The organism is Micromonospora vinacea (assembly GCF_015751785.1).
In the GTDB taxonomy this organism is placed as follows: Bacteria; Actinomycetota; Actinomycetes; order Mycobacteriales; family Micromonosporaceae; genus Micromonospora; species Micromonospora vinacea.
Window position 1 is genome coordinate 6,674,159 of record NZ_JADOTY010000001.1, and the last position, 23,395, is coordinate 6,697,553.

19 protein-coding genes are annotated in these 23,395 nt (G+C 70.2%); 10 read left to right on the forward strand and 9 right to left on the reverse strand.

Going from position 1 to position 23,395, the window contains the following annotated elements:
• Positions 1-251 precede the first annotated feature (251 nt).
• Positions 252-596: a DUF1801 domain-containing protein gene (locus tag IW249_RS31175; protein WP_196924062.1), complete on the forward strand. Its 345-nt coding sequence runs from the start codon at positions 252-254 to the stop codon at positions 594-596.
• A gap of 220 nt (positions 597-816) precedes the next feature.
• On the opposite strand, the gene IW249_RS31180 is transcribed toward IW249_RS31175, so the two are convergent.
• Positions 817-1,497, reverse strand: coding sequence for a TetR/AcrR family transcriptional regulator (locus IW249_RS31180; RefSeq protein ID WP_196924063.1), 681 nt, complete (start codon positions 1,495-1,497; stop codon positions 817-819).
• Positions 1,498-1,624: 127 nt separating this feature from the next.
• Between IW249_RS31180 and IW249_RS31185 the strand changes: the two genes are divergently transcribed.
• Together IW249_RS31185 and IW249_RS31190 are read left to right on the forward strand one after the other, a co-directional pair.
• The gene (locus IW249_RS31185; RefSeq protein ID WP_196924064.1) at positions 1,625-2,404 is read left to right on the forward strand and encodes an SDR family NAD(P)-dependent oxidoreductase; all 780 of its coding nucleotides are present in this window, start codon (positions 1,625-1,627) and stop codon (positions 2,402-2,404) included.
• Positions 2,401-2,862, forward strand: a complete 462-nt coding sequence (locus tag IW249_RS31190) for a nitroreductase/quinone reductase family protein (protein WP_196924065.1) — start codon at positions 2,401-2,403, stop codon at positions 2,860-2,862. The genes IW249_RS31185 and IW249_RS31190 overlap by 4 nt, the downstream gene beginning before the upstream one ends.
• A gap of 51 nt (positions 2,863-2,913) precedes the next feature.
• Here the strand turns inward: IW249_RS31190 and IW249_RS31195 are convergent, their stop codons facing one another.
• Positions 2,914-3,162, reverse strand: coding sequence for an MmyB family transcriptional regulator (locus IW249_RS31195; protein ID WP_231392733.1), 249 nt, complete (start codon positions 3,160-3,162; stop codon positions 2,914-2,916).
• Positions 3,163-3,261: 99 nt separating this feature from the next.
• Positions 3,262-3,444 carry a cupin domain-containing protein gene (locus tag IW249_RS31200; RefSeq protein WP_196924066.1) on the reverse strand — a complete coding sequence of 61 codons (183 nt, stop codon included), beginning with the start codon at positions 3,442-3,444 and terminating at the stop codon, positions 3,262-3,264.
• A 259-nt stretch (positions 3,445-3,703) separates the two neighbouring features.
• Between IW249_RS31200 and IW249_RS31205 the strand changes: the two genes are divergently transcribed.
• Positions 3,704-4,747 (forward strand): NAD(P)-dependent alcohol dehydrogenase, encoded by a 1,044-nt coding sequence (locus IW249_RS31205; RefSeq protein ID WP_196925036.1) that lies wholly within the window; start codon positions 3,704-3,706, stop codon positions 4,745-4,747.
• Between the two features lie 219 nt (positions 4,748-4,966).
• Here the strand turns inward: IW249_RS31205 and IW249_RS31210 are convergent, their stop codons facing one another.
• On the reverse strand, positions 4,967-6,166 hold the full coding sequence (locus IW249_RS31210; protein WP_307788766.1) for a low temperature requirement protein A: 1,200 nt from the start codon (positions 6,164-6,166) through the stop codon (positions 4,967-4,969).
• 251 nt (positions 6,167-6,417) lie between these two features.
• On the opposite strand from IW249_RS31210, the gene IW249_RS31215 reads away from it, so the two are divergent.
• Positions 6,418-7,290 (forward strand): LysR family transcriptional regulator, encoded by an 873-nt coding sequence (locus tag IW249_RS31215; protein WP_196924068.1) that lies wholly within the window; start codon positions 6,418-6,420, stop codon positions 7,288-7,290.
• Positions 7,287-8,207 (forward strand): serine hydrolase, encoded by a 921-nt coding sequence (locus IW249_RS31220; protein ID WP_196924069.1) that lies wholly within the window; start codon positions 7,287-7,289, stop codon positions 8,205-8,207. Before IW249_RS31215 ends, IW249_RS31220 begins: the two co-directional genes overlap by 4 nt.
• On the opposite strand, the gene IW249_RS35105 is transcribed toward IW249_RS31220, so the two are convergent.
• Together IW249_RS35105 and bla are read right to left on the reverse strand one after the other, a co-directional pair.
• Positions 8,208-9,095, reverse strand: a complete 888-nt coding sequence (locus tag IW249_RS35105; RefSeq protein ID WP_196924070.1) for a CPBP family intramembrane glutamic endopeptidase — start codon at positions 9,093-9,095, stop codon at positions 8,208-8,210. It lies immediately after the preceding gene.
• Between the two features lie 283 nt (positions 9,096-9,378).
• Entirely contained in the window at positions 9,379-10,278 is a 900-nt protein-coding gene (gene bla / locus IW249_RS31230) for a class A beta-lactamase (protein WP_196924071.1), read from the reverse strand.
• Between the two features lie 549 nt (positions 10,279-10,827).
• On the opposite strand from bla, the gene IW249_RS31235 reads away from it, so the two are divergent.
• From IW249_RS31235 to IW249_RS31250, 4 genes are read left to right on the forward strand one after another with little or no spacing between them, the layout of a single operon-like run.
• The gene (locus IW249_RS31235) at positions 10,828-11,724 is read left to right on the forward strand and encodes an ABC transporter ATP-binding protein (protein ID WP_196924072.1); all 897 of its coding nucleotides are present in this window, start codon (positions 10,828-10,830) and stop codon (positions 11,722-11,724) included.
• On the forward strand, positions 11,721-12,470 hold the full coding sequence (locus IW249_RS31240; protein ID WP_196924073.1) for an ABC transporter permease: 750 nt from the start codon (positions 11,721-11,723) through the stop codon (positions 12,468-12,470). The genes IW249_RS31235 and IW249_RS31240 overlap by 4 nt, the downstream gene beginning before the upstream one ends.
• A gap of 23 nt (positions 12,471-12,493) precedes the next feature.
• Positions 12,494-13,648 (forward strand): sensor histidine kinase, encoded by a 1,155-nt coding sequence (locus IW249_RS31245; protein WP_196924074.1) that lies wholly within the window; start codon positions 12,494-12,496, stop codon positions 13,646-13,648.
• Positions 13,645-14,301 (forward strand): response regulator, encoded by a 657-nt coding sequence (locus tag IW249_RS31250; protein WP_196924075.1) that lies wholly within the window; start codon positions 13,645-13,647, stop codon positions 14,299-14,301. The genes IW249_RS31245 and IW249_RS31250 overlap by 4 nt, the downstream gene beginning before the upstream one ends.
• Positions 14,302-14,373: 72 nt before the next feature.
• Here IW249_RS31250 and IW249_RS31255 read toward each other — a convergent pair whose 3' ends face one another.
• The 3 genes from IW249_RS31255 to IW249_RS31265 are packed head-to-tail and all read right to left on the reverse strand — an operon-like array spanning position 14,374 to position 23,219.
• Positions 14,374-15,309, reverse strand: coding sequence for a fatty acid desaturase family protein (locus tag IW249_RS31255; RefSeq protein WP_196924076.1), 936 nt, complete (start codon positions 15,307-15,309; stop codon positions 14,374-14,376).
• A gap of 30 nt (positions 15,310-15,339) precedes the next feature.
• Positions 15,340-16,251 (reverse strand): pyridoxal-phosphate dependent enzyme, encoded by a 912-nt coding sequence (locus tag IW249_RS31260; RefSeq protein ID WP_196924077.1) that lies wholly within the window; start codon positions 16,249-16,251, stop codon positions 15,340-15,342.
• A gap of 26 nt (positions 16,252-16,277) precedes the next feature.
• Complete coding sequence (locus tag IW249_RS31265; protein WP_196924078.1) at positions 16,278-23,219, reverse strand: non-ribosomal peptide synthetase/MFS transporter; 6,942 nt, start codon at positions 23,217-23,219, stop codon at positions 16,278-16,280.
• Positions 23,220-23,395: the final 176 nt, after the last annotated feature.

The following is a 23,395-nucleotide window of genomic DNA, read 5'->3' on the forward strand; positions in this document are numbered from 1 at the left end:
GAATCGATGGCCCTCGGACGCTGAGGCGGTAGCGATCCCTGCGCCCCGTGCGCCTGCTGTGGCGAGTGAGTGCTCGCCCGGTTTGACCGCAAGGGATCACTGCAGTTCGGATCGTTGGATACGGTGACCGTCCACCGGCAGGTCCTGGGTTCATCGACTCGGCTTCCCTGGCAGTCGGGCAGCGAGGCGGTCGCCGACCCTCGGCTACGACACGTTCTGAAGTCCAGTGAGCACCGATGAAGGAGAACGCCGTGAACGACGAGGTCACCCAGTACATCAACAAGACGCAGCCGTGGCAGATCGAGGTCTGCGAGAAGCTGCGCGCGATGATCGACCAGACCGTTCCAGGCGTGGAGGAACGACTCCAGTACGGCAAGCCGCACTACCTCAAGAACGGCCACTACGCGGCCGTCATCGCGGTGGCCAAGGCCAAGGTCTCGTTCATGGTGTTCAACGCAGCGGACGTCCCCGAGGTCAAGGGATTCCTCCGGGCGATGGGCAACGGCGAGCGCAAGACCGTCGACATCACCGAAGGGCAGGACGTCGACTTCGGTGCACTCGCCGGCATCCTGGGAAAGACCAGCGCTGCCCTGTAGCGACCGGCGTGCGCGACCGAGATGTGGTGCCGGCCGGCGTCCGTCCCGCGGCGTGGGCCGGCACCGTGCCCGTCGGGCGCGGCCGGGCAGCGGGGACGGGAGCGACGTCGGAGGGCCAGCCCGGGGGCCGCGGGCGGCGGGCCGCTGCACGGGTCGCGGACCGAGGGTCCGCAGAAGCATCCGGCCGGGGCTTGTCCGCGGAGCCTGTTGCCAGGACTTGTCAGCGGCCCTGCGGGTTTTCCGCAGCAGTTGCGGTAACGGCCTCACGGTCCTGGTGGTGAACATCGGTGCCGTACCGCGCAACCATGGTTCGGACGGCTTCTTCCACGACAGCGGTCGTGCGGGCAGGGGTCACCGTCCAGTCCGGGAGCAGAAGGCGCGGCCAGAACAGGTAGTTCGAGATCATCCCGAGGAACTGAGTAGCGGCCATCTCCGGGTCAGCGATGTCTGCGGCTCTGGCGTCGCGCTCGGCCTGGAGGTAGAGCCGGACGGACTCGAAGTACGGCAGTTTGCCCTGTGCGAAATGTGCCTTGGCCAGTTCGGGAAAGCGTGGCAGTTCGGCGATGACGATGCGGAACAGGTCGGTCATCTCCGGCTGGATCAACAGCGTCGCGTAGCGCCGTCCCAGAACCGTCAGGCCGGCCGTCAGGTCACCGGCGGGCGGCAGGTCGTCGACGTCGTTCTCGGCCCACGAGTCGATGACGATGGCATCGAACAGTGCTGCCTTCGTCGGAAACTGCTTGAACAGTGTTGCTTTCGACACGCCAGCGCTGTCGGCAACCCGCGCCAGTGATGCCCGGTCGTAGCCCAACTCAAGGAACAGCTCAGTAGCGGCCTGCACGATGAGCGCGCGCTTCTCCTCCGCCACGCGCTGGTGATAGGCCGACGGCGCTGGGGTCATGCGCCCATCATAACGAGGTGAGTGGGTTGACTCACCACTCGCGGGAGCGTAACTTCGGCGTGGTGAGTCGCTCGACTCACCACCCGGTCTCGGGTTTGTCGTCCCTCGTACGTACCCGGAGGATCTGATGTCCCGTTTCGCCAATCAGACCGTTCTCGTGACCGGCGGCACCGGTGGACAGGGGGCCAGCCACGTTCGCGCCCTGCATGCCGAAGGCGCCAACGTCGTCATCGGTGACATCAACGCCGAGCGTGGTGCTGGCCTCGCGGCCGAGCTGGGAGATGGGGCACGTTTCGTCCGCCTCGACGTGTCCCAGGAGGAGTCGTGGGCCGCCGCCGTCGCGGAGACCGAGAGGGCCTTCGGTGCGCTCACGATCCTGGTCAACAACGCCGGGGTGCAGAACCCGCCGGCCCTCATCGAGTCCACTGACCGGGCTACGTGGGCTCGCATCCTCGACATCAATCTCACCGGTACCTTCCTCGGCATCAAGGCAGCGGCCCCGGCGCTGCGTCGCGCGGGAGGAGGAGCGATCGTCAACATCGCCTCCACCATGGGCACCGGCGGTACCGCCTTCTACGCTCCCTATGTCGCCAGCAAGTGGGCGGTTCGCGGGCTCACTCAGACCGCTGCCCTCGAGTTGGGCCGCGACAACATCCGCGTCAACGCCATCCACCCCGGCGTTGTCGCCACTCCGTTCATCACCGAGCCGGCGGCCGGCAGCGACGCTCCGATCGTCGACTTCTACTCGCCCGAGCCGTTCGCCGTCCCGCGACTCGGGCAGCCCGCCGACATCACTGCGCTGCTGTTGTTCCTCACATCGCCGCAGGCGGCCTTCATCACCGGCGCCGAGTACGTCATCGACGGAGGACTGCTCCTCGGCCCCGCACTGCAGAAAGAAGCCGCATGAACCCCGCAGACCAGCACGGTGAGCGCAGCGCGCTCGACCCGCTGGCACACCTGCCGCACGAGATAAGGCGTGCCATCAGGATCACACCCGCGGCCGGAACTCGCGAACGGATCGTGGACATCACCACCACTGGCCGGCGTACCGGACGGCGACGCCGCATTGAGATCTTCTTCTATCGCGCCAACGGCGCAACCTATCTCTGCAGCGGAGCGGGCGCAGGCGCGACCGGCTGGTACGCGAACCTACGAGCGAACCCCGCTTTCACCTTTCACCTCAAGAACGGCATCAGAGCGGACCTGCCGGCGCATGCGACCATCGTCACCGATTCCACGGAACGGGCCGCGGTGATCGCGGCCATCGTCGACGACCTCAACCAGCCCCACGACCCCGGCACCGTCAGGCCGACCCATCCAGACGACTGGACCGCCAGCAGGCTGATGCGAATCGACTTCGACTGAGCCGCCTCGCATGCTGTGGCCAGGAGTCGCTGGTGGCCGCCGTGCCGACCCTTACTGCGGTTGCACCGACTTGTCGCTGTCGACGGCGGTGGCGGCCCAGGAGGCGAGAAGGGCCAGCGCCTGGGCGGTTGGTAAGGCCTGCTCGACGGCGTAGATGGTCAGGGTGAGGTCCGACTCGGCACGCAGGTCCAAGCTCTCGTACGCCAGGGTGAGCTCGCCGACGACGTGGTGGTGGAACTGCTTGGTGCCTCCAGCCGGGGTAGAAGCGGCGCGCGGCGCTGTCGAGACGGCGACCGGCATGTGCTCGAAGTGCGGCCGGATGGTTTTAAGGTGACGATCGAACGGGTTGGTTGATCGGCGGCTTCGAGCACCGTCGCCTTCCTGAGGCCGGTCGTGTGCTCAGGCTTGGTGCGCCGCGTTGTACTGCTCGTCGATGACGGGCTCGAGCCAGGTGGTGGGATCAGAGCCGTCGGGATTGGCCTCCAGCAACGCGAAGTGACTCAGGAAGGTGTCGCCGGTGGCACCGTGCCAGTGCTCTTCACCGGGCGGACAGATGACGGTGTCACCGGCGCGCACCCGCACCACCGATCGCCTTCAGCACGTGCTGCAGGCTACCCAGAAAAGGATGCCCTGGTATTACCACCTAGAGCAGGGCATTTATCACCGCCTGCCCGCTGGTGCTGCCAGGAAAGTGGGCGCAGCAAAGAAGTACCCTGATCGGCCGGAGCGACACCCGGCGCTCCTGAGGGGTACAGCAGTACGCGCCTTGACAGAGACTCGCAGCGCCGCCACGGCTGTGGTGAGGTGCAGGTTGGTCAGCATCACGTCACCGGAGGACACCATCTTCACCGTCAACGCCATCGCCGCGCCTTCCGCCACCGAACCGCTCGTGCGTACCACGATCGAGCGGCGGGACCTGGGCCCGCACGATGTCCTCATCGAAATCCGCTACGCCGGCATCTGCCACTCCGACATCCACACCGTGCGCGGCGACTGGGGCAGCGTTCCCTACCCACTCACCGTCGGCCACGAAATCGTCGGCCGGATCACCGAGGTCGGCGCCGACGTCACCCGCCACGCCGTCGGCGACCGTGCCGGTGTCGGCTGCATGGTCAACTCGTGTCGCGAGTGCGAGAACTGCCGCACCGGAAACGAGCAGTACTGCCTCAAGGGCAACACCCAGACGTACGCGAGCGTCGACCGGGACGGCACCGTCACCCAGGGCGGATACTCGACCCACATCGTCGTGAACGAAAACTTCGTGCTGCGGGTGCCGGAAAGCATCCCGTACGAGGCGGCCGCGCCGATGCTGTGCGCGGGCATCACCACCTACTCTCCGTTGGCGCACTGGAACGCCGGTCCCGGCAAGAAGGTCGCCGTGGTGGGCCTGGGTGGTCTGGGCCACATGGCCGTCAAGATCGCCGCGGCGATGGGCGCCGAGGTGACCGTGCTGTCGCAGACGCTGGGCAAGAAGGACGACGGCCTGCGCTTCGGAGCCGAGCACTACCACGCCACCAAGGACCCGGCGACGTTCGAGGCGCTCAAGAACAGCTTCGACCTGATCATCAACACGGTCAGCGCACCGATCGACATGGCCAGCTACCTCGGCCTGCTGCGTCTGGACGGCACGCTCGTCAGCGTGGGCGCCCCGCCGCAGCCGCTGCCGGTGCCCGTCTTCGCGTTGTTCGGCAACCGACGTTCATTCGCCGGCTCCAGCATCGGCAGCATCGCCGAGACGCAGGAGATGCTCGACTTCTGCGCCGAGCGCGGCATCGCCCCCGAGGTCGAGGTCATCGGCGCCGAGGCAGTCAACGACGCGTACGAGCGGGTGCTCGCCTCGGACGTGCGGTACCGGTTCGTCATCGACATCGACACCCTGCGCTGATCTTCCCCGGGTGCCAGGGTCCGTCGAACGGCGGGCCCTGGCACCCGGCCGGGCGGGGGCGACCGGCGGCCGGCGGTGATCCACCTGTGGAAGAACGCCTGAACCGGGTTCATCCCGTTCCTCGACTACGGTGACAGCAGCAGCCACGCAAGCAGGCTTGATCCCGATCTGAAACGTCACCAGCGAACTGACTTTGTCCGGTGGGGTGCCCGGGACGCGTCAGCGTGGCGGCGAGGCCTCCTCCAATGGACGTCCGCGGGCTCGGGTCGTGTCAGTGACGGCGACGCCGAGCAGGACCGCGACTGCTGCTGCAGCGACCCCGAGGGGCGGTAGGCCGACCATGATCGGCGCCATGGCCGCGAGGACGAGGATCCCGATCGGCCGCGGCCAGGACACTCGGGCGAAGGCCACGTACTCGAATACTGAGCGCCCGGCGAGGTAGAGCGCAGGCCCTCCGAGGATGGCCCCGACCCAGGCGGGTTTGGCATCTCCGGACGGATCTATGAGGACGAGTTCGGAGCCGGCTGAGCTGGCGAGGATGCCGGACACCATGAGTAGGTGTGCGAACTCGGCCAACCGACCGAGCCGGCCGGGGTCGGCGGATGCCGCGATGGCCTCGCCCAGGATTTGGCCAGCTCGATAGAAGTAGATCCGCCACAGCAACACCGTGGTGAGGAACGACAAGGTAAGGGCCATTGTTCGTTGCGCCACGATCGGACCGCGGAGAAGACTCGATCCGGAGGTCAGGATCGTCTCACCAAGCGCGACAATGACAAGCTGCCAGTAGCGCTCGGCCAAGTGCTCGCCCGCGACGGCCCACGGGGACACCCGCGAGCGACCCAGCCCCGGTACCGGCCAACCGAGTCTGGCCCCCAGGTAGTCGATCGCCAGGGCCACCGTCCACAGCGAATTGCGGGTCACCTCGGGAGCGAAGGCTCCGGCGAGCCACGGTACGGCCGACGCGCCGAACCAGATGAGCGCCAGCATATTGACGCGGCGCAGATTGTGACCGCGCACGATGCCTACGAAGAAGAGGGTGCGGCCCACCTGAATCGCGACATAGGTGCTCGCGAAGAGCAGGCCAGTCTCGGCGAGAGCCCCCGAGATCGCGACCGCCAGGAGCAGGCTCCCGTACATTGTCGCAACGACAACGAACTGGATCGGCGGCTGGAATGGATCGAATCTGCTGGTCACCCATGCCGTCTGGGTCCAGATCCACCAGAGGGCCAAAAGCAGCAGCAGAGTCTCGCCGTTCTCCGCAAGGGATGTGGTCAACCGCTCCGCGACGTGACCCCTGGTGTAGTCCAACACCAACTCGTGCACGATCCGGGTGAGCGCGAAGACGTAGACGAGATCGAAGAACAGTTCCAGGAAGGTCGGCCGCTGCGGACTCTCACGCCTGCGCAGCAGATTGGCCACTCTGTTCCTCGCCACCCGGCCCGCCCGCTTCGTCGGCTTTGTTACTGAAGCAGTCGTACCACGTCGCCGCGCCGCCCACGGACAAGACGCACCCCCGATGACTGAACAGCCTGGCGGACGGCACCCGTGCCGTCGTGCTGGGCACCATCCGCGCCAGGATTGTCGGCACCGAGCGCAGGAGCCAGGAGGGGAACAATCCCGCTCAGGCCTCCTGCCGCCGCTTCCATGCGTTCCAGGTATAGGTTCGGTGGATGGATGTGGTCGCCGCCTGCCGGGCTTTCGTCGCCGTCAGCGGTCACGGCAGTTTCACCTCCGGCGCCGCCGCGGCGGGCATCCCCCAGTCGGTCGCCAGTCGCCGGATCGCCGGGCTGGAGGAACACTTCGGGGCGCGGCTGTTCGACCGGTCGTCCCGCGCGGTCCGGTTGACGCCGTTCGGGCAGGACATGCTGCCCACGGCCCGTCGCCTGGTCGATCTCGCCGACGCGATGGCCGACGACGCCGAGCGGGCCCGGCTGCGCCCGCTACGGGTCGCCGTACCCGAAATCTGCCCGCCGCACCGCCTCGCCGCCCTGGTGGTCGCGAGCCGACGTCATCGGCTCGATCTGGAGGTACGGCCGGCCGGCCCGCAGGAACGCGCCCGGCTCTGCCAGACCCTGGAGGTCGGCGCGGGGCTCGTAGCGGTTACGGAGGCGGCGGCTTCCTGGCGGGTTCCGCTCGGGCTGGCCGCCCGGACCCCCTTCCCGGCGTCGACTGTGTTCCTGGAGACGCTGCGCAGCGGCCGAGCCCGCACACAGGCACGACGGCGGATCCTCATCCAGCCCGAGGACGACGTCGCCCAGCTGCGGGACCCACTGACCCGTGCCGGCCAGTCGGCCGGACTGGCGCCGGCCCAGGTCACCGTCGCGCCGTCCCTCGTCGACGCCGCAGCGACGGCGCTGAGCTCACCCGACCTGCTGCTCTGCTCCCGTCAGCAGGCCGAGGACTTCGGGCTGCACTGGTGTCCCCTCGCCGGCCCTCCACTCGTACGGGGCTACGACATCGCCGCCGGCCTCCGTGAGGACCTCGAACAGCTGAGAACAGTCCTGCACGCGGACCTGGCGCAATGCCTGGGCGCGGCGACATGAGCGCCAGCGCCGTCGTCCGCAACGCGCGCGAACTGCTCGACGAGGCGGGGCTGCACGGCGCTTTCCTGGTCCGCCACCTCGACACCGGCGAGGAGATCGGCTTCGACGTGGACACCCCGTATCCGGCGGCGTCGCTGGTGAAGGTGCCGCTGGCGGTCGCCGTGCTCGAACGGGTCGCGCGCGGGGAACTCGACCCGGCGACGCCGGTCGATATCGCGCCCGGTCGGATCACCACACCGGGCCCGACCGGGCTGAGCCGCTTCCGCCATCCGGCGCGGATCGCCGTGGACGACCTGCTCTACCTGAGCACCGCCATCAGCGACGGGGTCGCCGCCGACGCCCTGTTCGACCTCACCCCGCCGGCCACGGTCACAGCCGAACTGCGCCGACTGCGCATCAACGGCATCGCCGTGCGGCACCGGGTCGGTGACCTCGCCGACACTCCGGCGGAACGTCTCGGCCCCGACGAGGTGCACCTGGCTCACTCCCTCGCCATCGGCGCGGCGACCTCCGGGCAGGGGCACCCGGTCGCCCAACTCGACATCACCCGCGCCAACGCCGGGTCGGCGCGGGCCTTCGTCGACCTGTTGCAGGCCCTCTGGCGGCCGTCGGCGATCCAGGAGACCGCTGCCGCGCGGGTACGTGCCCTGATGGGCGACAACCTGCATCGGCAGCGGCTCGCGCCCGACTTCACCTCCGACGCCTCCCGCTGGTCGTCGAAGACCGGCACGCTGTTGCACCTGCGCCACGAGGTGGGGGTGGTGGAGCACGCCGACGGGCAGTCGTACGCGGTCGCCGCGCTCACCGCCTCCCGGGTGCCCGCCGTCGCGCAGCCTGGCAGTGAGGCGACGATGGCACAGGTCGCCCGCGCCCTGCACGACCACCTACGGACGGGAACCCCGCCCTGGTGGGGCTAGTCAGCGGGTGGCCCGGGCCCGCCGCTCGCGCAGCCAGACCAGCGCCACCATGGCGATGTTGACGGCGCCGAGGATCAAGAGGGACGCGTCGCCGGTGTCGGTGGACCGGTCGATCGCGTAGGGCTCGCCGTCGGCCATCACCGTGTTGATGATCCCGAACAGGACGTTGTTGGCGACGTGGAAGGCGACCGGCGCCTCGATGCCGCGGCTGATGATGGCCATCAGGCCGGTGCAGAGGCCGATAAAGGTGAAGTAGCCGAACAGCCAGGGGTCGGTCGACCCGTGAAGCATGGCGAAGCCCAGGCTGGAGACGACGAGCCCGACTGCCAGAGCCGGCCGGACCGCACGCACCCAGGACGCGGCGGCGGGCAGCACGGCGCTTCGCCACAGCAGTTCCTCGCCTGCGGACTGTAGCGGCGTACTCAGTACGGTGACCACCAGCAGGCCGATCGTCGTGCCGCTGACACCGAAGCCGACCCAAGGCGTCGAGTCGGGTGCGACCAGCGCGACGACGCCGATCCCCGCGCCGACGAGCAACGCGGCTGCCATCAGGTAGTACGTCAGGCGGCGTGCGTCGAAGGCCCGGGGTGAGCTGATCAGGCTGCGCCACGGCACCTTGGCGATCCGCGCCAGGAGCAGGACCGCCACGACCCCCGTCGTGCCGATGCTGATGTTGATGGCCAGGGACTTCAACGGTGTCATCGTGGGCGACATCGGGTTGTCACTGCCCTCGATGACGCCCACGACCTGGTAGAGCACCACCTGGAGAGCCAGCATCACCAGCGACGGCACAAGGATGACCACGAGCGGCTTCCACCAGCTCATGCGCAGGTGGGCGCCGAAGGGTCGGGTGCTGTCGACGGCCGACCGGGAATGCTCCGGCGTCACCGGGCGCGAGCTTCCTGCCGGAGAGGTGCTCGGACGACTCGTCGTCTCCCAGGGGTCGTGGGATCTTGGGGTGTTCATGAGGTTCCTTTCGGGTGGCGTGACATTCCCATTGCAGCGCTCATCACGGTCGGGTTCCTCGGGGTCGTCGGGCCGGAAGGTGCAGGGCGGCAGCGGCCCGCCAACCGGCGTCCCACGCCCCCGTCGGGTCCTTCACCGCTGCCGCCCCGCAGTGTCCGGAACGTCCGTGCGGGCGCTCGGCGACGAGTGGGTGCCGGTCATCCGGTCACCAGCCGGCCATCACCACCTTCGCCGCCTCGGCGATGAGGGCGTTGTCATAGCTGGCGTCCTTCTCGTCGCGGCTGGACAGCACCGCAAGGACGATCGGCGCCCGGTCCGGCGGCCAGATCACCGCGATGTCGTTGCGGGTGCCGTACCCACCAGCGCCGGTCTTGTCCCCGACGACCCAGCCGTCCGGAACACCGGCGCGGATCAGCTCGCCGCCGGTGGTGTTGCCCCGCAGCCAACCGTTGAGGGTGTCGCGGTCCGCCGGGTCGAGGGCGTCGCCGACGGCGTACGCCCGCAGATCCTCGGCCAGCGCCCGCGGCGTGCTGGTGTCCCGCCGGTCACCGGGCCGCGCCTCGTTGAGTTCGGTCTCGTAACGCGCCGGATCGGTGACCTTGTCGCCAACCTCCCGCAGCTCCTTCTCGAACTTCTGCGGTCCGCCGAGGTGGCGCAACAGCAGGTTGCCGGCGGTGTTGTCGCTGTACCGCACGGCGGCGTCGGCGATGGCGCGCAGCGTCATGCCCGTGGCGACGTGCTGCTCAGTGATCGGCGAGTAGGTCACCAGGTCGTCCGCCGAGTACCGCACCACCCGGTCCAGCTCGGCGTCGGTGGTCTCGTCGAGGACCTCGGCGGCGGCCAACGCCTTGAACGTCGAGGCGTACGCGAACCGTTCGTCGGCCCGGTACTGCACGGTCCGGCCGGTGCCGGTGTCGATGGCGTAGACCCCCAACCGTGCGTCGAACATCCCCTCCAGTCGCCGGAACTCGTGGTCTCGGTCGGCGGCGGAGGCGGCCGTTGCCACGGGGTCGGGCGTCGGTTGCCGGGCGGCATCAGCGGGGCCGCACGCGGCCAGGGACACCGCCGCCACCGCGGCCACCAGACGGTGTGTCGCAACGCTCATCATCGCTCCTTGGTCACTGCGTCGGTCCAGCGCGGGCGGCGCTGGTCGGACAGGACTCGACCCTGACAGGGATCCGCCATGTGGTCGAAGACGGAACTGGCGGTGTTCATGCTGATCTGGCATCACCGGCGCCGATCAAAGGACATCGCCCGAGCGAATCCGACGAGGCGTTTGACGAGGAGGGGGCTCCTTTCATCGCGCTTCCACACGTACGCCCGAGGCGTCCTCGGTGTGACCGGCCGCATGGCCTACCCCTCGGTCGGCTGTTCACGGCTGCGTCTTCGCGCCCGGCTCGGTGCCTCCATGCCACCAGCCGCCGTGGCCGTCCGGCAGTGGCGCCACGTCACTCCGACGTATGACGTGGCGTCACTGGTCGCCCACCGGTCGGTGCGGACTGCGGCTTGATTAGTCACTCTGTGTAGTCACAACGTGCAGGCCGCTGAGTGAGCCGCCGACGGGTGGCCAGTGGTACCCGGGTACCACTGTCGGCCGGGAAGTGTCGACTGCGGTACCACGATCCTGACCCTGCGCGCATCTAGCGTTGCTCGCATGATTGAGGTACGCGAAGTAACCAAGCGATACGGTGCGAAGACGGTCGTCGACCGCCTGTCGTTCACCGCGAAGCCCGGACAGGTCACTGGCTTCCTCGGCCCCAACGGCGCCGGCAAATCGACGACCATGCGGATGATCGTCGGCCTCGACGCGCCGAGTTCCGGCGACGTGCTGGTCAACGGCAAGCCGTACGCGTCGTCGCAGGCACCGCTGCGCGAGATCGGCGCGCTGCTCGAGGCGAAGGCCATGCACCCCGGCCGCACGGCGGTCAGCCACCTCCTCGCCATGGCTCGCACGCACGGAATCCCGCGCTCCCGCGTCGACGAGGTGCTCGACATGGTCGGCCTCTCGGCCGTCGCGCACAAGCGGGTCGGCGCGTTCTCCCTCGGCATGGGCCAGCGGCTCGGCATCGCCGCCGCGCTGCTCGGTGACCCGGCCGTGGTGATGCTCGACGAGCCGGTCAACGGACTCGACCCCGAGGGGGTCCTCTGGGTGCGCAACCTGCTCACCGGCCTGGCCGCCGAGGGCCGCACCGTGATGTTGTCCTCACACCTGATGAGCGAGGTCTCGCTGATCGCGGACCACCTGGTCATCATCGGCCGGGGCAGGCTGCTGGCCGACAGCACCGTGGCCGACTTCGTGACCGCCGAGGGCGTCCGGGTCGTCACTCCCGCCCCCGACGCGCTGCGCACGACGATTGCCGGCCCGGGCATCACGGTCACCTCGACCGGCGCCGAGGAACTGCTCGTCGCCGGCACCTCCGCCCGCAAGATCGGCCTGGCCGCGGCCGCTCGCGGCATCCCGCTGTTCGAGCTCACCCCGCAGAACGCCTCGCTGGAAGAGGCGTTCATGGACCTGACCCGCGACGCTGTCGAATACGAGGCCTCCCGATGAAGATCACCCCTGGTGGCGTCGCCGCCGCCGAATGGACCAAGTTTTCCTCCCTGCGTTCCACCTGGATCACGACCGGCATCTCCGCTCTCCTCCTGATCGCCTTCGGCATGATCGCCTCGGCTTCCTTCTCGGGCGACAACTTGACCTCGGTCGACCTGGCCCTGTCGGGCAGCGCCCTGGCCGCTCTGTCCGTCGGTGTGCTCGGCGCGCTGCTGGGGGCGAGCGAATACACCACCGGCATGATCCGGGCGACCCTCACCGCGGTGCCGCGCCGGTTGCCGGTGCTGTGGTCGAAGAGCCTCGTGGCCGGGTCGGCCGCCTTCGTCACGATGACCGCCGGCGCCTTCGCTGCTTTCGCGTCGGGGTCGGCCGTGCTCAACGACAAGGTCGCCGGGCTGGGCCTCGGTGACGACGGTGTGCTGCGGGCCCTGGTCGGCGCCGGCCTCTATCTGGGGCTGGTCGCGGTGCTCGGCGTCGCGCTCGGCATGCTCGTCCGCTCCAGCGCCGGCGCCATCGCGATCCTGTCCGGCCTGCTGCTGATCGTGCCCGGTCTGGCCGCGCTGCTGCCGGACTCGATCTCCGAGGCCATCACCCCGTACCTGCCCAGCAACGCCGGCAGCGCGGTGATGGCGCTGACCCAGGCGGACGGCACCCTGGCGCCCTGGGCCGGCCTCGCGGTCTTCGCCGGGTATGTGATCGTGACGCTCGCCGCGGCGGCGTACCGGCTCAAAAGGACCGACGCGTAAGCGCGTAAGGGGAGAATCGGCTGATGAGCACGCAGGGATGGCTGGTGGACCGGCAGGCGCGGTTGCGGGCCTTCGACCGGCTCCGCCCGTGGGTCATGGACACGCTGGTGGCCATTCCTATCGTGCTCTTCAGCATCCCGAACATCATCGAGAATCCCCTGTCGGCGACGATCGCGACGCTGGCCCTGCTGCCGCCGCTGTACTGGCGGCGGCGGTACCCGTTCCCGGCGTTCCTGGTCACCGCCCTCATCGAGTTGATCCAGGGGCTGCTGGACGTCGGCGTCGGCGCCGGGGTGATCCTGCTCGTGATGCTCTTCGGGGTAGCCTCCCGCGGTTCGTGGCGGGCGCTGGCCTGGGCCACCGTGATCACCATCGCGCTGCTGGTCGCCGAGATCTACCTGCTCAACCCGGTGACGGAGAACCGCATCATCACGCTGTTCCTGGTTCTCGGCACGTCGGGGGCCGCGGTCGCGTCCGGCGTCGCGGTGCGCACCCGCCGGGCGTACCTCATCGCTCTCGAGGACCGCGCCGCCCGCCTGGAGGTCGAGCGGGATCAGCGGGCCCGCCTCGCCGTCGCCGAGGAGCGGGCCCGGGTGGCCCGCGAGATGCACGACATCGTCGGACATCACGTCTCGGTGATCGTGGGCCTGGCCGACGGCGGCGCCGCGCTCGCCACCGCGCGGGCTGAGCAGACCGCCGAGCCGCTCCGGTTGATCGGTGACACCGGCCGGCAGGCGCTCTCCGAGCTGCGCCGGGTGCTGGGCGTCCTGCGCGAGGAAGACGCCGATCCGCAGCTGAGCCCGCAGCCCGGAATCGACGATCTCGACCGGCTGCTGCCGAGCGTGCGGGCGACCGGGCTGCCAGTCACCTACTCCACCTCGGGTGAGCTGCACACCCTCGGTCGGGGCGTGCAGCTCGCGGTCTACCGCATCGTTCAGGAAGCGCTCACCAACACCCTCAAACACGCGGGCCGCGGCGCGGCCGCAGACGTCACTCTGGCTGTCGCCGACGGCGAGGTACGGGTACAGGTACGCGACAACGGTCGCGGCGGGCCGGCTCACCCGAGTCACGGCCTGCTCGGCATGCGGGAACGCGCCGCCATGTACGGCGGCGAGGTGACCGCCGGCCCGGCCGAGAGAGGCTGGCTCGTCGACGTGGTCCTCAAGGAGCCCTCATGACCACCGTCCTGATCGCCGACGACCAGCAGTTGCAACGGATGGGTTTCCGGATGCTGCTCGACGGCACCCCGGGCATGATGGTGGTGGGTGAGGCATCCGCCGGCGCCGAGGCAGTGCGGAAAGTCGATCAGATTCGGCCTGATGTGGTGCTGATGGACGTGCGCATGCCCGGCATGGACGGCATCGAGGCCACCCGCCGCATAACAGCGGCCGGCTCACGTACCCGCGTGCTTATCCTGACCACATTCGACCTGGACGAATACGTCTACGCCGGACTGCGAGCCGGAGCGAGCGGCTTCCTGCTCAAAGACGCCCGCCCAGAGGAGCTGATCGCCGGCATCCGCGCCGTCGCGAGCGGAGACTCAGTGGTAGCGCCCAGCCTGACCCGCAAGCTGATGGACGCCTACCTCCAGCATCCGGAACCGACCACGCACGCCGACCCTCGCCTGACCACACTCAGCGAACGAGAGCGAGAGGTCCTCGAAGCAATCGGCCAGGGCGCCACCAACACCGAGATCGCCGAACGCTTCACCCTCACCGAATCCACTGTGAAGAAGCATGTCGGACGCGTCCTGGCCAAGATCGGAGCGCGAGACCGCATCCAGGCAGTCATCTTCGCGTACGACAACGGCCTGGTCGGACCGCGTGCCTGAGTACCTACTGTCACACTCAGCGGTATTCGGCCAGATCGGGGGTGATACCGTCCGCTCGCGGCTGCTCGAGGGCTACTTCGGGGCGCGCAGCGCCTGCCATAGCGTGCGGTAGAAGTCGGTGTAGGTCCGCTCGACGTGTGTGGCGAGCCGCCTCGTTTCCTCGTGCCGGGCGGGGAGCTGGTTGATGGGCACGCTCATCGCGGCGTGGTGCTCGATGTGCAGGTTGTTGCCGTTGGTGTACCAGGTACTCAACCAGCTACCTCGGATCGAACGGGTGTTGTGGAGCACGTCGGTGGTATCGGTGTCGCAGAGGATGTGCTCGGGCAGCTCAACGAGAAAGTGCATCGGCACGGCGGCGACGAGCGGCAGCACCCAGAGCAGCAACACGTACTCACCGAGACCCGCGACGGCCAGACCGCTGGCGGTGAGAACCGCAGCGCCCTGGACCAGGTGCTCCTGCACGACGTGACGCCGCATTTTCGGACTGATGTCACCGAACTCGTAGTTCCACCGGCCGGCCGCGCTGCGGACGACGTCCCGTAGCACGACCAGGACGCGGTGGTAGTCGAACGATCCGCGCAGCAGCGTGGCCAGCGTCAGCGATTGGCGTGTGTCGAATCCGAAGAACTCGGTGTCGTGCGGGGTGCCCAGGAAGCGGTGGTGCTGCAGGTGCCGTACCCGGTAGTGGCTGTAGACGACGAACAGTGGGAGGCCGAGTGGCACCCCGACCAGGCGGTGGGGCCACGCCCTGCGGAACGCGGAGTGGTGCAGTACCTGGTGTTGGAGCTCGACCGCGTGGGTGTACATGGCGGCCAGCAGCAGCACGCCTGCGACGACCGCGACCGGCTCCGGACGCAGGGCGAGGGTGGCCCCGGCCGCGGTGATCAGGGCCAGGACGCCCAGCTTGCCGAGGAAGACGCGCTCGTCGGCGCCGGTGGTGCGGGCGCGGGCGAACAGCAGGGTGGGCGCGGGGGTAGGGATGGACGCGGGCGCGGCGGTGAGCGTCATGGTTCTTTCCTCGGGGGCGGGTGGGTGGGATCAGCGGCCGCTGAGCAGGACGACGTGGGTTCCGGCCAACGCGGTGCTGCGGGCGTGAGCGAGCAGCCCGGCCAGGGCGACCGAGCCGGCGGCGGTGGGCTGGGCTCCGTACTCGGCGAGCAGGTGTCGCGCGGTGAGCAGTTCGTCGTCGGTGGCCGCGTGCACGGCACCGCCGCTGGCTCTGATCGCATCGAGGGCCTCGGGGCCCTGTAGTGCGTGCCAGTTGACCAGCGGCTGGTTGTGGTCGGTCGTGGTGACGCCGTCCGGGTCGAGCATCCGGTACGGTCCCGGCCAGCTCGTCACCAGCGGGTTGTTGCCGGCCGAGCCGACGCCGTGCAGCGGCACGTCCCACCCGAGCTGGCCCAGCGCCTTGTGTACGGCGATGACTGTGGTGCCGTTGCCGACCGGGATCCACAACGCCGCCGGCGGTTCGTCGAGCTCGGCGTGCAGGGCGTGGGCGACGGTGCCGTGGCCGGTGAACACCGCCTCGACGTAGGGTCCGTCGACGTTGCCGTCGATCGCGCCGTCGAAGGTGGCCAGTCGTCGAGACTCGTCGACCGCGTCCTCGTAGCTGCCGTCGATCAGGTGCACGTCCGCGCCGGCCGAGCGCATGAAGGCGCCGCCGTCGCTCCAGCCGGTGGGCAGCACGACGGTGCAGGGCATGCCGACGGCGCCGCAGGCCATGGCCATCGCGCGCCCGTAGTTACCGCAGGTGGCGATGACGATGCGCCGTCGACCTTCGGCGATCGCCTGGGCGACGACCTGGCGTGCGGCGGGTTCCTTGTGGCTTCCGGACGCGTACCGGGTCTCGTCCTTGATGAGGATCCGGGCCCCGGGTACGAGGTTCTGTGCGTCGATCAGGGGGGTCCCGTACGCGTCGATGGGGTGCTCGATGTGGGTGTCGACGGACACGTGGTGGCCTTTCGTGGGGGTGGGTGTCAGCGGGGGGTGGGCAGGGCGGCGTCGGCGGCGCGCTGCAGGTCGTCGCGGGAGCCGATCTCGGCGGGCGGGAGGGCGTCGGGCAGGCCGTCCTCGAGCAGGCGCAGCCGGCGGTCGAGCCAGCCCCGAACGGCCCACGCGAGTTGCAGCAGGCCGCTGATGGTCACCAGCAGCGCGAGTCCGCGGCCGGGTCCGGTGCCGAGCACCTCGCCGACGCTGTTGGCGAGGGCGCCTCCGGGTTCGAGCAGCGGCTGGACGTACCGTTCGGCGAGGGGGCCGACCACCAGGTAGCCGATCGGCATCGTGAGCATCATCAGCGAGATGAAGATCGACAGGATGCGGCCCTGCAACTCGAAGCCGACCTTCGTCTGTACGACGGCGATCCAGTGCCCCTCGGCGAGCGACTCACCGAAAGTCAGCAGAAACATGCCCACGATCACCCACACCGGGCCGGCGCCGAGCCCGACGACAGTCATCGCGATGCTGCCCAGGCCCATGAAGAGGATGAGGCCGTGCGCGCGACGGACGGTCCCACCCCAGACGCCCATGACCACACTGCCGGCGAGCCCTCCGACGCCGCCGGCGCCCAGGGCCAGACCGAGCACCGCCGGTCTCTGCTCGATGAGCAGCATCGGGGTGATGACGGCGAAGCCGAGCGTGTAGAAGGCATGGTCGACGATGAAGAACCGCAACGCGGCGCGCAGGCCGGGGCGGCGGATGATGTAGCGCCAACCGTTCGCGATCTCGGTGCGGAACGTCTCCTCCCGTCGATGGAACATCAGGTTCGGGAACCGCACGAGCAGGAGGGACAGCACCCCGGCCGCGAAGGTGGCGGTGTCGATGAGCAGCACGCCGGAAACGCCGACGGTGGCGATCAGGCCGGCGCCGAGCAGCGGGGCGAACACTGTGCCGACCGAAACGCCGAGTTGGCTGATGCCGTTGGCGTGCCCGAGGAACCGCTTGGGCACCAGTTGGGCGACGGCCGCGAGGTACGCGGGCCGTTGGAATGCGCCAGCCATCGAGGTGACCGACACCGCCAGATAGATCTGCCAGAGCTGCAGTCCGCCACCGGCGAACACCGTCATGGCCAGCGCCACCATGGACAGGCCCGCGACGGCGTCACTGGCGAGCATCACCCGTCGCCGGTCCCAGCGGTCGACGACCGCGCCGGCGATCGGCCCGATGAGGATGCCGGGTAGCAGGCCGATCGCGTTGACGACGGCGAAGTCGGTGAGGGATCCGGTGCGTTGGAAGACCCAGATGCTGAGTACGAGAGCGCTGAGTCCACTGCCGATCATCGAGAGGAACTGACCGGCGGCGACCGTCGCGAAGCGCGCGAGACTTGGCGCGGGCCCCGCCTGGTGGTTCCGGTGCACCGGTTCGGTCGTTACGCCGCCCGCGAACGCCACGAGTTCGGCGGCCAGCGGCTGCGCGTGCGACTTGACGAAGAAGTGCCCGGCCTTGGGCAGGACCGCGAGGTGCACACCGCCCTCGCCGAAGTGCTCCCACTCGCGGTAGCGCTCCTGGTAGTGCTCGGTCACCCGGTCGCGGGAGCCCACGACGGCCAGCACGGGCGCCTTCAGTCTGGCGGTCTGCCCCAGGTAGGCGGCCGTGAAGAACTCCTCGGCGTCGCGGGCGTCGTGCCGCACGTTGCGCAGCACGAACGCCTGCTGCTGCGGGTCGTCCACGTCGGTGAAGCCGCCGCGGCCCCGCAGGTAGGCCAGGTACTCGCGGTCCGAGGTCAACGCGTCCGTCGGCACGAACCGGTAGAACCAGTCGAAGATCCGCCCCGGCAGCCGGGCCGTCGGGAAGCCCGCACCGAGCGCCACGCCCGCGAGTTCGACGCCCGCCTCCTCGGCGCGCCGCGCGATCTGCATGGTGACGGCGACGCCGAGGCAATGGCCGTACAGCAGCACCGGTCCGCTGACCTCCTGGAGCTCGACGAGCACCCGCTCGGCCACCTCGGCAGAGGGCAGCAGTGGCTCGTCGGGGCGGGCGTAGTCGTGCCCGGGCAGCTCGACGGCCAGCAGCGCCCAGGTGGACGGCAGCGCGTCGGCCAGCGGCTGGTAGGCGACCGCGCTGCCACCGGAGTACGGGACGCCGACGACGGTCATGCCACCGGCGGCGAGGTCCGCGTCGCGCGGGGTGAGCCGGTGCAGCATCCGCCGCCCGACGGGCGGGCTTTCCGCGCGGCCGTCCAGCAGTGCCGCGAGTCGGCGTACGGTCGGTTGCTGGTAGAGGTCGAGCAGCGTGGGTGCCGGCGTGATCTGCCGGACCACCTTCAGCGCCGCGAACGAATCCCCGCCGAGGGCGAAGAAGCTGTCGTCAAGACCGATGTCGGCGACACCGAGCACGGCGGACCATGCCGCGGCGATCGTCTTTTCCCGTGGTGTCCCCGGCGCGGGGCCGGCCACTGTGGCACCGGTCTGCGGCGGCGTCGGCAGACGGCGCCGGTCGAGTTTGCCGTTGGGTGTCAACGGCAGCGCGCTCAGGGTCAGCACGCGGGCGGGGACCATGTGCACGGGCAGGGCCCGGCCCAGCCCGTCGCGGAGCGCGGCCTCGTCGGCCTCCTGGCCGGTCGCCGTGACCACGTATCCGATCAGCCGGGCGATACCCGAGGCCGGGGTGTGCACGGCGACCGCGCAGGACGCGACGCCCGGCAGGGCGCCCAGCGCGGCCTCCACCTCACCCAGTTCGATCCGGTAGCCGTTGACCTTGACCTGGTCGTCGAGGCGGCCGAGGAAATCGACGGTGCCGTCGGCGTGGAAGCGGGCCGCGTCGCCGGTGCGGTACATGCGGGCCCCGGGTTCGGGGGCGTAAGGGTCATCGACGAAACGTTCGGCGGTCAGCTCGGGCCGCTGGTGGTACCCGGGGGCGACACCGGCGCCGCCCAGGTACAGCTCGCCGACGACACCCGCGGGTACCGGCTCGCCGTGGGCGTCCAGCACGTACACACGGTTGTTGGGGAACGGGCGGCCGATCGGCAGCGGCGCCTCGGCGGGCAGGTGCGCCGCGGAGCCGTCGAACCAGACGTTGTCGACGGTCACCTCGGTCACGCCGTACGCGTTGACCACCCGGCCGTGCGGCCCGACCAGGCGGCGGGCCAGCTCGTACTCGTGCACGTGCCACTTCTCGCCGCCGCCGATGAGCATCCGCAGCCAGGCAAGGCCCGCGCCCGTGCGGTCAGCGTGCGCGAGCAGCCCGCGCAGCACCGCAGGGACCAGTTCGGTGCACTCGACCCGTTCGGTGCGCATCAGCTGGTACAGGTCAGCGGGGTCGAGCAGCGTCTCCCGGGGCACGACGACCAGCCGCCCGCCGATGGTGTGGGCCCGCAGCGTCTCCCCGACGAACATGTCGAAGGAGAAGCTGGCCGCCTGCTGGTAGGTCCATTCCGGCCGCAGGTCGTAGGCGCGCTGCCACATGCCGGCGGCGTGCACCAGGTTGCGGTGTGTCACGACGACGCCCTTGGCCTTGCCGGTGGAGCCGGAGGTGTAGATGACGTACGCCGGGTCGTCGGCCGAGGCGGCCGGCGGCACGTCGCTGCCGTCCTCCGGCAGCGGGTCCCGTAGGTACGCGGCGTCGACGAGCACTGCGGCGCCGCTGTCGGCGAGCATGTAGTCGAGCCGTTCGCGCGGGTAGGCGGGGTCGAGGGGCACGTAGGCCGCGCCCGCCTTGAGCACGCCCCACATCGCGACGAACAGGTCCAGACCCCGGTCCAGGCAGATCGCCACGCGGTCGCGAGGTCGGACACTCTCAGCCCGCAACCGCCGGGCGATCCGGTTGGCCCGCTTGTTCAGCTCGCCGTAGCTCATCGTGTCGCCGCGGAACGTCAGCGCCGGCGCGTCGGGCGTGGCTGCGGCGTGCCGCTCGAACAGCTCGTGAACCGTCGTCGCGTCCGGCACGGGCGCCGCGACGTCGTTCCAGTCGTGCAGGATCCGGTGCCGCTCCTCGGCGGTCAGCAGCGGCAGGCGTAGTACCTCGGTGCCCGGGTCGCTCGCGGCGGCGGCCAGCAGGGTGAGCAGATGGTCGGCCAGCGCCGCCACCCGTGGCTCGTCGAACAGTTCGGTCGCGTAGTCGATGGTCAGCAGCGGTCCGTCGGCCGGGAAGTCCAAGCCGACGGCGAGGTCCACCATGGTGGCGGCGGGCGCGAGTTCCCCGGCGTACCGGACAGCCGTATCGCGCGGCGCCGGCGTGTTGTGCACGGTGAGCATCACCGGGCTGACCCGGTTCCGGTTACCGCTGCCGGGCCGCGCCAACGCGTCAACCAGGTCGGGCAGGGCGAGCGTCTGGTGGTCGAGGTCGGCCAGGACGGCGTCGCGGACCCGCGCGACCAACTGAGCGAACGTCGGTGCACCGGCCACGTCGCCTCGCATGGGCAGGATGTTGAGCAGCGGACCGACCAGGGCGGCCTCGCCCGGTCCGGTGCGTCCGGCGACCGGAGTCAGCACTGTCACGTCGGTTCGACCGGTGTAGCGGGCGAGGACCGTCTGCAGCCCGGCCAGCACCACCATGAACAGGCTCGCGCGCTCGCCTCGGCCGTAGGCGCGCAGCCGATTCAGGAGCGCGGGGTCGACGTGACGGGTCAGCCGCGCGGCGGTGAAGGACCGCGCCACCGGGCGCGGCCGGTCGGCGGGCAGTTCCAGGTCGAGGTCCGCGTCGACGAACCGCTGCCGCCAGTACTCCCGCAGGTCCGCGTCGGAGCGAGCGGTCGTGTTCCGCGCCGCCAGATCGGGCAGCGCGGCGGGAGGGGCCAGGTCCGGCTCCGTGCCGGTACGGGCGGCGCGGTACAGCGCGGCCAATTCCTCCCCGACGACCGTTGCGGACCAGCCGTCGAACACCAGATGGTGCACGACCAGGACCAGCTCCGTACTGTCGGCGCCCAGGTACGCCCGCGCCAGCGGCCCGGCGGCGAGGTCGAACTTCGCCGTGACCGGTTCCCCCTGCACCAGCTCGAGCAGGGCGTCGGAGCCGATCACCATCCGTGGCTCGGCACCGTCGTCGGGAAAACCGGCGCGCAGCAGTGGGTGTCGACGAGCCAGCGCAGTGAGGGCTCGGGCCAGCGCGGCGGGGTCGACCGGCTCGGCGAAGCGGTAGCGGATGCCCAGGGTGTGCGCGGGCAGGTCGGCGCAGACCTGCTCGGCGACCCAGAAGTCCCGCTGCAGTGCGCTCAGCGCCACCGGGACGCCCTCGGCCACGGCGACCGTCTCGGCCACCCCGCCGGTGTTGGCGCTCGTGACGAGGTTCGCCACCTCCGCCAGGGTGGGCGCCGCGTACAGCTGGCTCAACGTCAGCTCCACACCGTGCTCGTGTCGCAGGGCGCTGATCATCCGTACGGCGTCGAGTGAGTCGCCGCCGAGTGCGAGAAAGTCGTCGTCCTGGCGTACCTGCGGGATGCCGAGCACCGCCGTCCAGATCCGGGCCACCGCGCGCTGCGCTGGGGTGAGGCCGGGGTCCACGACCGGGCTGTCCGGGACCACCGCGGCCAGAGCCCGTCGATCGACCTTGCCCTGCACGGTGAGCGGCAGGCGGTCGTGGCGCACCAGAGCGGCCGGGACCAGGTACGCGGGCAGCACCTCGGCCAGGGCGGCACGAACCGCGGTCAGGTCGACCTCGCGGGCGGCCACCACGTGTCCGGTCAGCCGCGCCTGGCCGCCCCGCTCACCGAGCACCACAACGGCGTCCTCGATGCCCGGCGCGGTCCGTAGCGCCGCCTCGATCTCCCCCGGCTCCACCCGGAAGCCACGGATCTTGATCTGCGCGTCGAGGCGCCCCAGGAACTCCAGCGACCCGTCCGCGGCGCGGCGCACCCGGTCCCCGGTGCGGTACTCCCGGCCGGTAGGCCCCGGCCGGAATCGCTCGGTGGTCAGGTCCGGCCGGCGCAGGTACCCGGTGGCGACCTGGGCTCCGCCGATCGCCAGTTCCCCGGCTTCGCCGTCCGGGGTCTCGGTGTCGTCCTCGGCCAGTACGCGACACGTGACGCCGGGAAGTGGGTGCCCGATCGGCACGGCGTCGCCGGCCCATCCGGTCAGGTCGGCGACTGTGGCGACGACTGTGGTCTCGGTCGGCCCGTAGGTGTTGAGCAGCCGTACCCCGGGGCCGGCGGCGCGCTGCCACCGGCGTACCGCGTCGGGCCGCGCGGCCTCGCCCCCGATGATCGTCAGCCGGACCGTGGCGGGCACTGTCGCCTCGGCACGGTCCAGGGCGGCGACCAGGTCGTGCCAGTACGCGGTCGGCAGGTCCAGCACGGTGATGCCGAGTCCCGCGCAGCGGTCCAGGAACAGGTCGGGGCGACTGATCATGTCATCGTCGCGCAGCACGACGGCCGCCCCGCAGGTCAGCGCCGGGAAGATCTCCTCGACGCTGGCGTCGAAACTCAGTGACGCGAACTGCAGGACCCGGTCGGCCTCGGTGAGCTCGTAGCGCTGCCGGGCGGCGGCGCAGAACGCGGCGAGCGCGGACATCGGCACGACCACGCCCTTGGGCCGCCCGGTCGACCCGGACGTGTACACGACGTACGCCGCTCCCGCGCCAGCCGATGCGTGCGCTTCCGTTCGCAGCAGGGGGTCCGTCGCGACGACGCCGTCCGATGTGATGACCGCGCGGGGCTTCGCGTCGGCGAGGATGAGCTCCTGACGCGCCACCGGATAGGCGGGGTCGATGGGCACATAGCCCGCGCCCACCCGCAGGACCGCCAGCATCGCCACGACCGCGTCCCGGCTACGCGGCATGCGCAGCCCCACCAGGTCGCCGTCCGACACCCCCGTCACCGTCAACTCCGCCGCCCGCTCCTCGACGCGGGCAACCAGCTCGGCGTAGGTCAGCTCACCCGCGCCGTCGACCACCGCAGCGGCCGCGGGCCGGCGCTGGGCCTGGGCGGCGATGGCCTGCCACAGTGGACCCTCCCCCACCGGCGATGTGCGGATGTCGATGGCCTGACTCATGACGTGCTCCCGGGTGTCGCAGACGGCGAAAGGCGTGCCGGCGCAAGACCCTAGGGACCAAGTGAGGTTCGCGGATGAACACCGACCGTCGCTCGGAAGGATCCTGATCACGGGCGCGTTCACCTGGTGAACGCCACGGCCCACCGGCCAAACGCTGCCGCCGCCTGCGGGAACAC

Excerpts from the sequence above, each read along its gene's own strand:
- IW249_RS31215 (WP_196924068.1), top strand. The coding sequence starts at position 6,418 with ATGGATGTGGTCGCCGCCTGCCGGGCTTTCGTCGCCGTCAGCGGTCAC.
- IW249_RS31185 (WP_196924064.1), top strand. The coding sequence starts at position 1,625 with ATGTCCCGTTTCGCCAATCAGACCGTTCTCGTGACCGGCGGCACCGGT.
- IW249_RS31180 (WP_196924063.1), bottom strand. The coding sequence starts at position 1,497 with ATGACCCCAGCGCCGTCGGCCTATCACCAGCGCGTGGCGGAGGAGAAG.
- IW249_RS31190 (WP_196924065.1), top strand. The coding sequence starts at position 2,401 with ATGAACCCCGCAGACCAGCACGGTGAGCGCAGCGCGCTCGACCCGCTG.
- IW249_RS31265 (WP_196924078.1), bottom strand. The coding sequence starts at position 23,219 with ATGAGTCAGGCCATCGACATCCGCACATCGCCGGTGGGGGAGGGTCCA.
- IW249_RS31220 (WP_196924069.1), top strand. The coding sequence starts at position 7,287 with ATGAGCGCCAGCGCCGTCGTCCGCAACGCGCGCGAACTGCTCGACGAG.
- IW249_RS31255 (WP_196924076.1), bottom strand. The coding sequence starts at position 15,309 with ATGACGCTCACCGCCGCGCCCGCGTCCATCCCTACCCCCGCGCCCACC.
- IW249_RS31250 (WP_196924075.1), top strand. The coding sequence starts at position 13,645 with ATGACCACCGTCCTGATCGCCGACGACCAGCAGTTGCAACGGATGGGT.
- IW249_RS31245 (WP_196924074.1), top strand. The coding sequence starts at position 12,494 with ATGAGCACGCAGGGATGGCTGGTGGACCGGCAGGCGCGGTTGCGGGCC.
- IW249_RS31195 (WP_231392733.1), bottom strand. The coding sequence starts at position 3,162 with ATGCCGGTCGCCGTCTCGACAGCGCCGCGCGCCGCTTCTACCCCGGCT.
- IW249_RS31235 (WP_196924072.1), top strand. The coding sequence starts at position 10,828 with ATGATTGAGGTACGCGAAGTAACCAAGCGATACGGTGCGAAGACGGTC.
- IW249_RS31240 (WP_196924073.1), top strand. The coding sequence starts at position 11,721 with ATGAAGATCACCCCTGGTGGCGTCGCCGCCGCCGAATGGACCAAGTTT.
- bla (WP_196924071.1), bottom strand. The coding sequence starts at position 10,278 with ATGAGCGTTGCGACACACCGTCTGGTGGCCGCGGTGGCGGCGGTGTCC.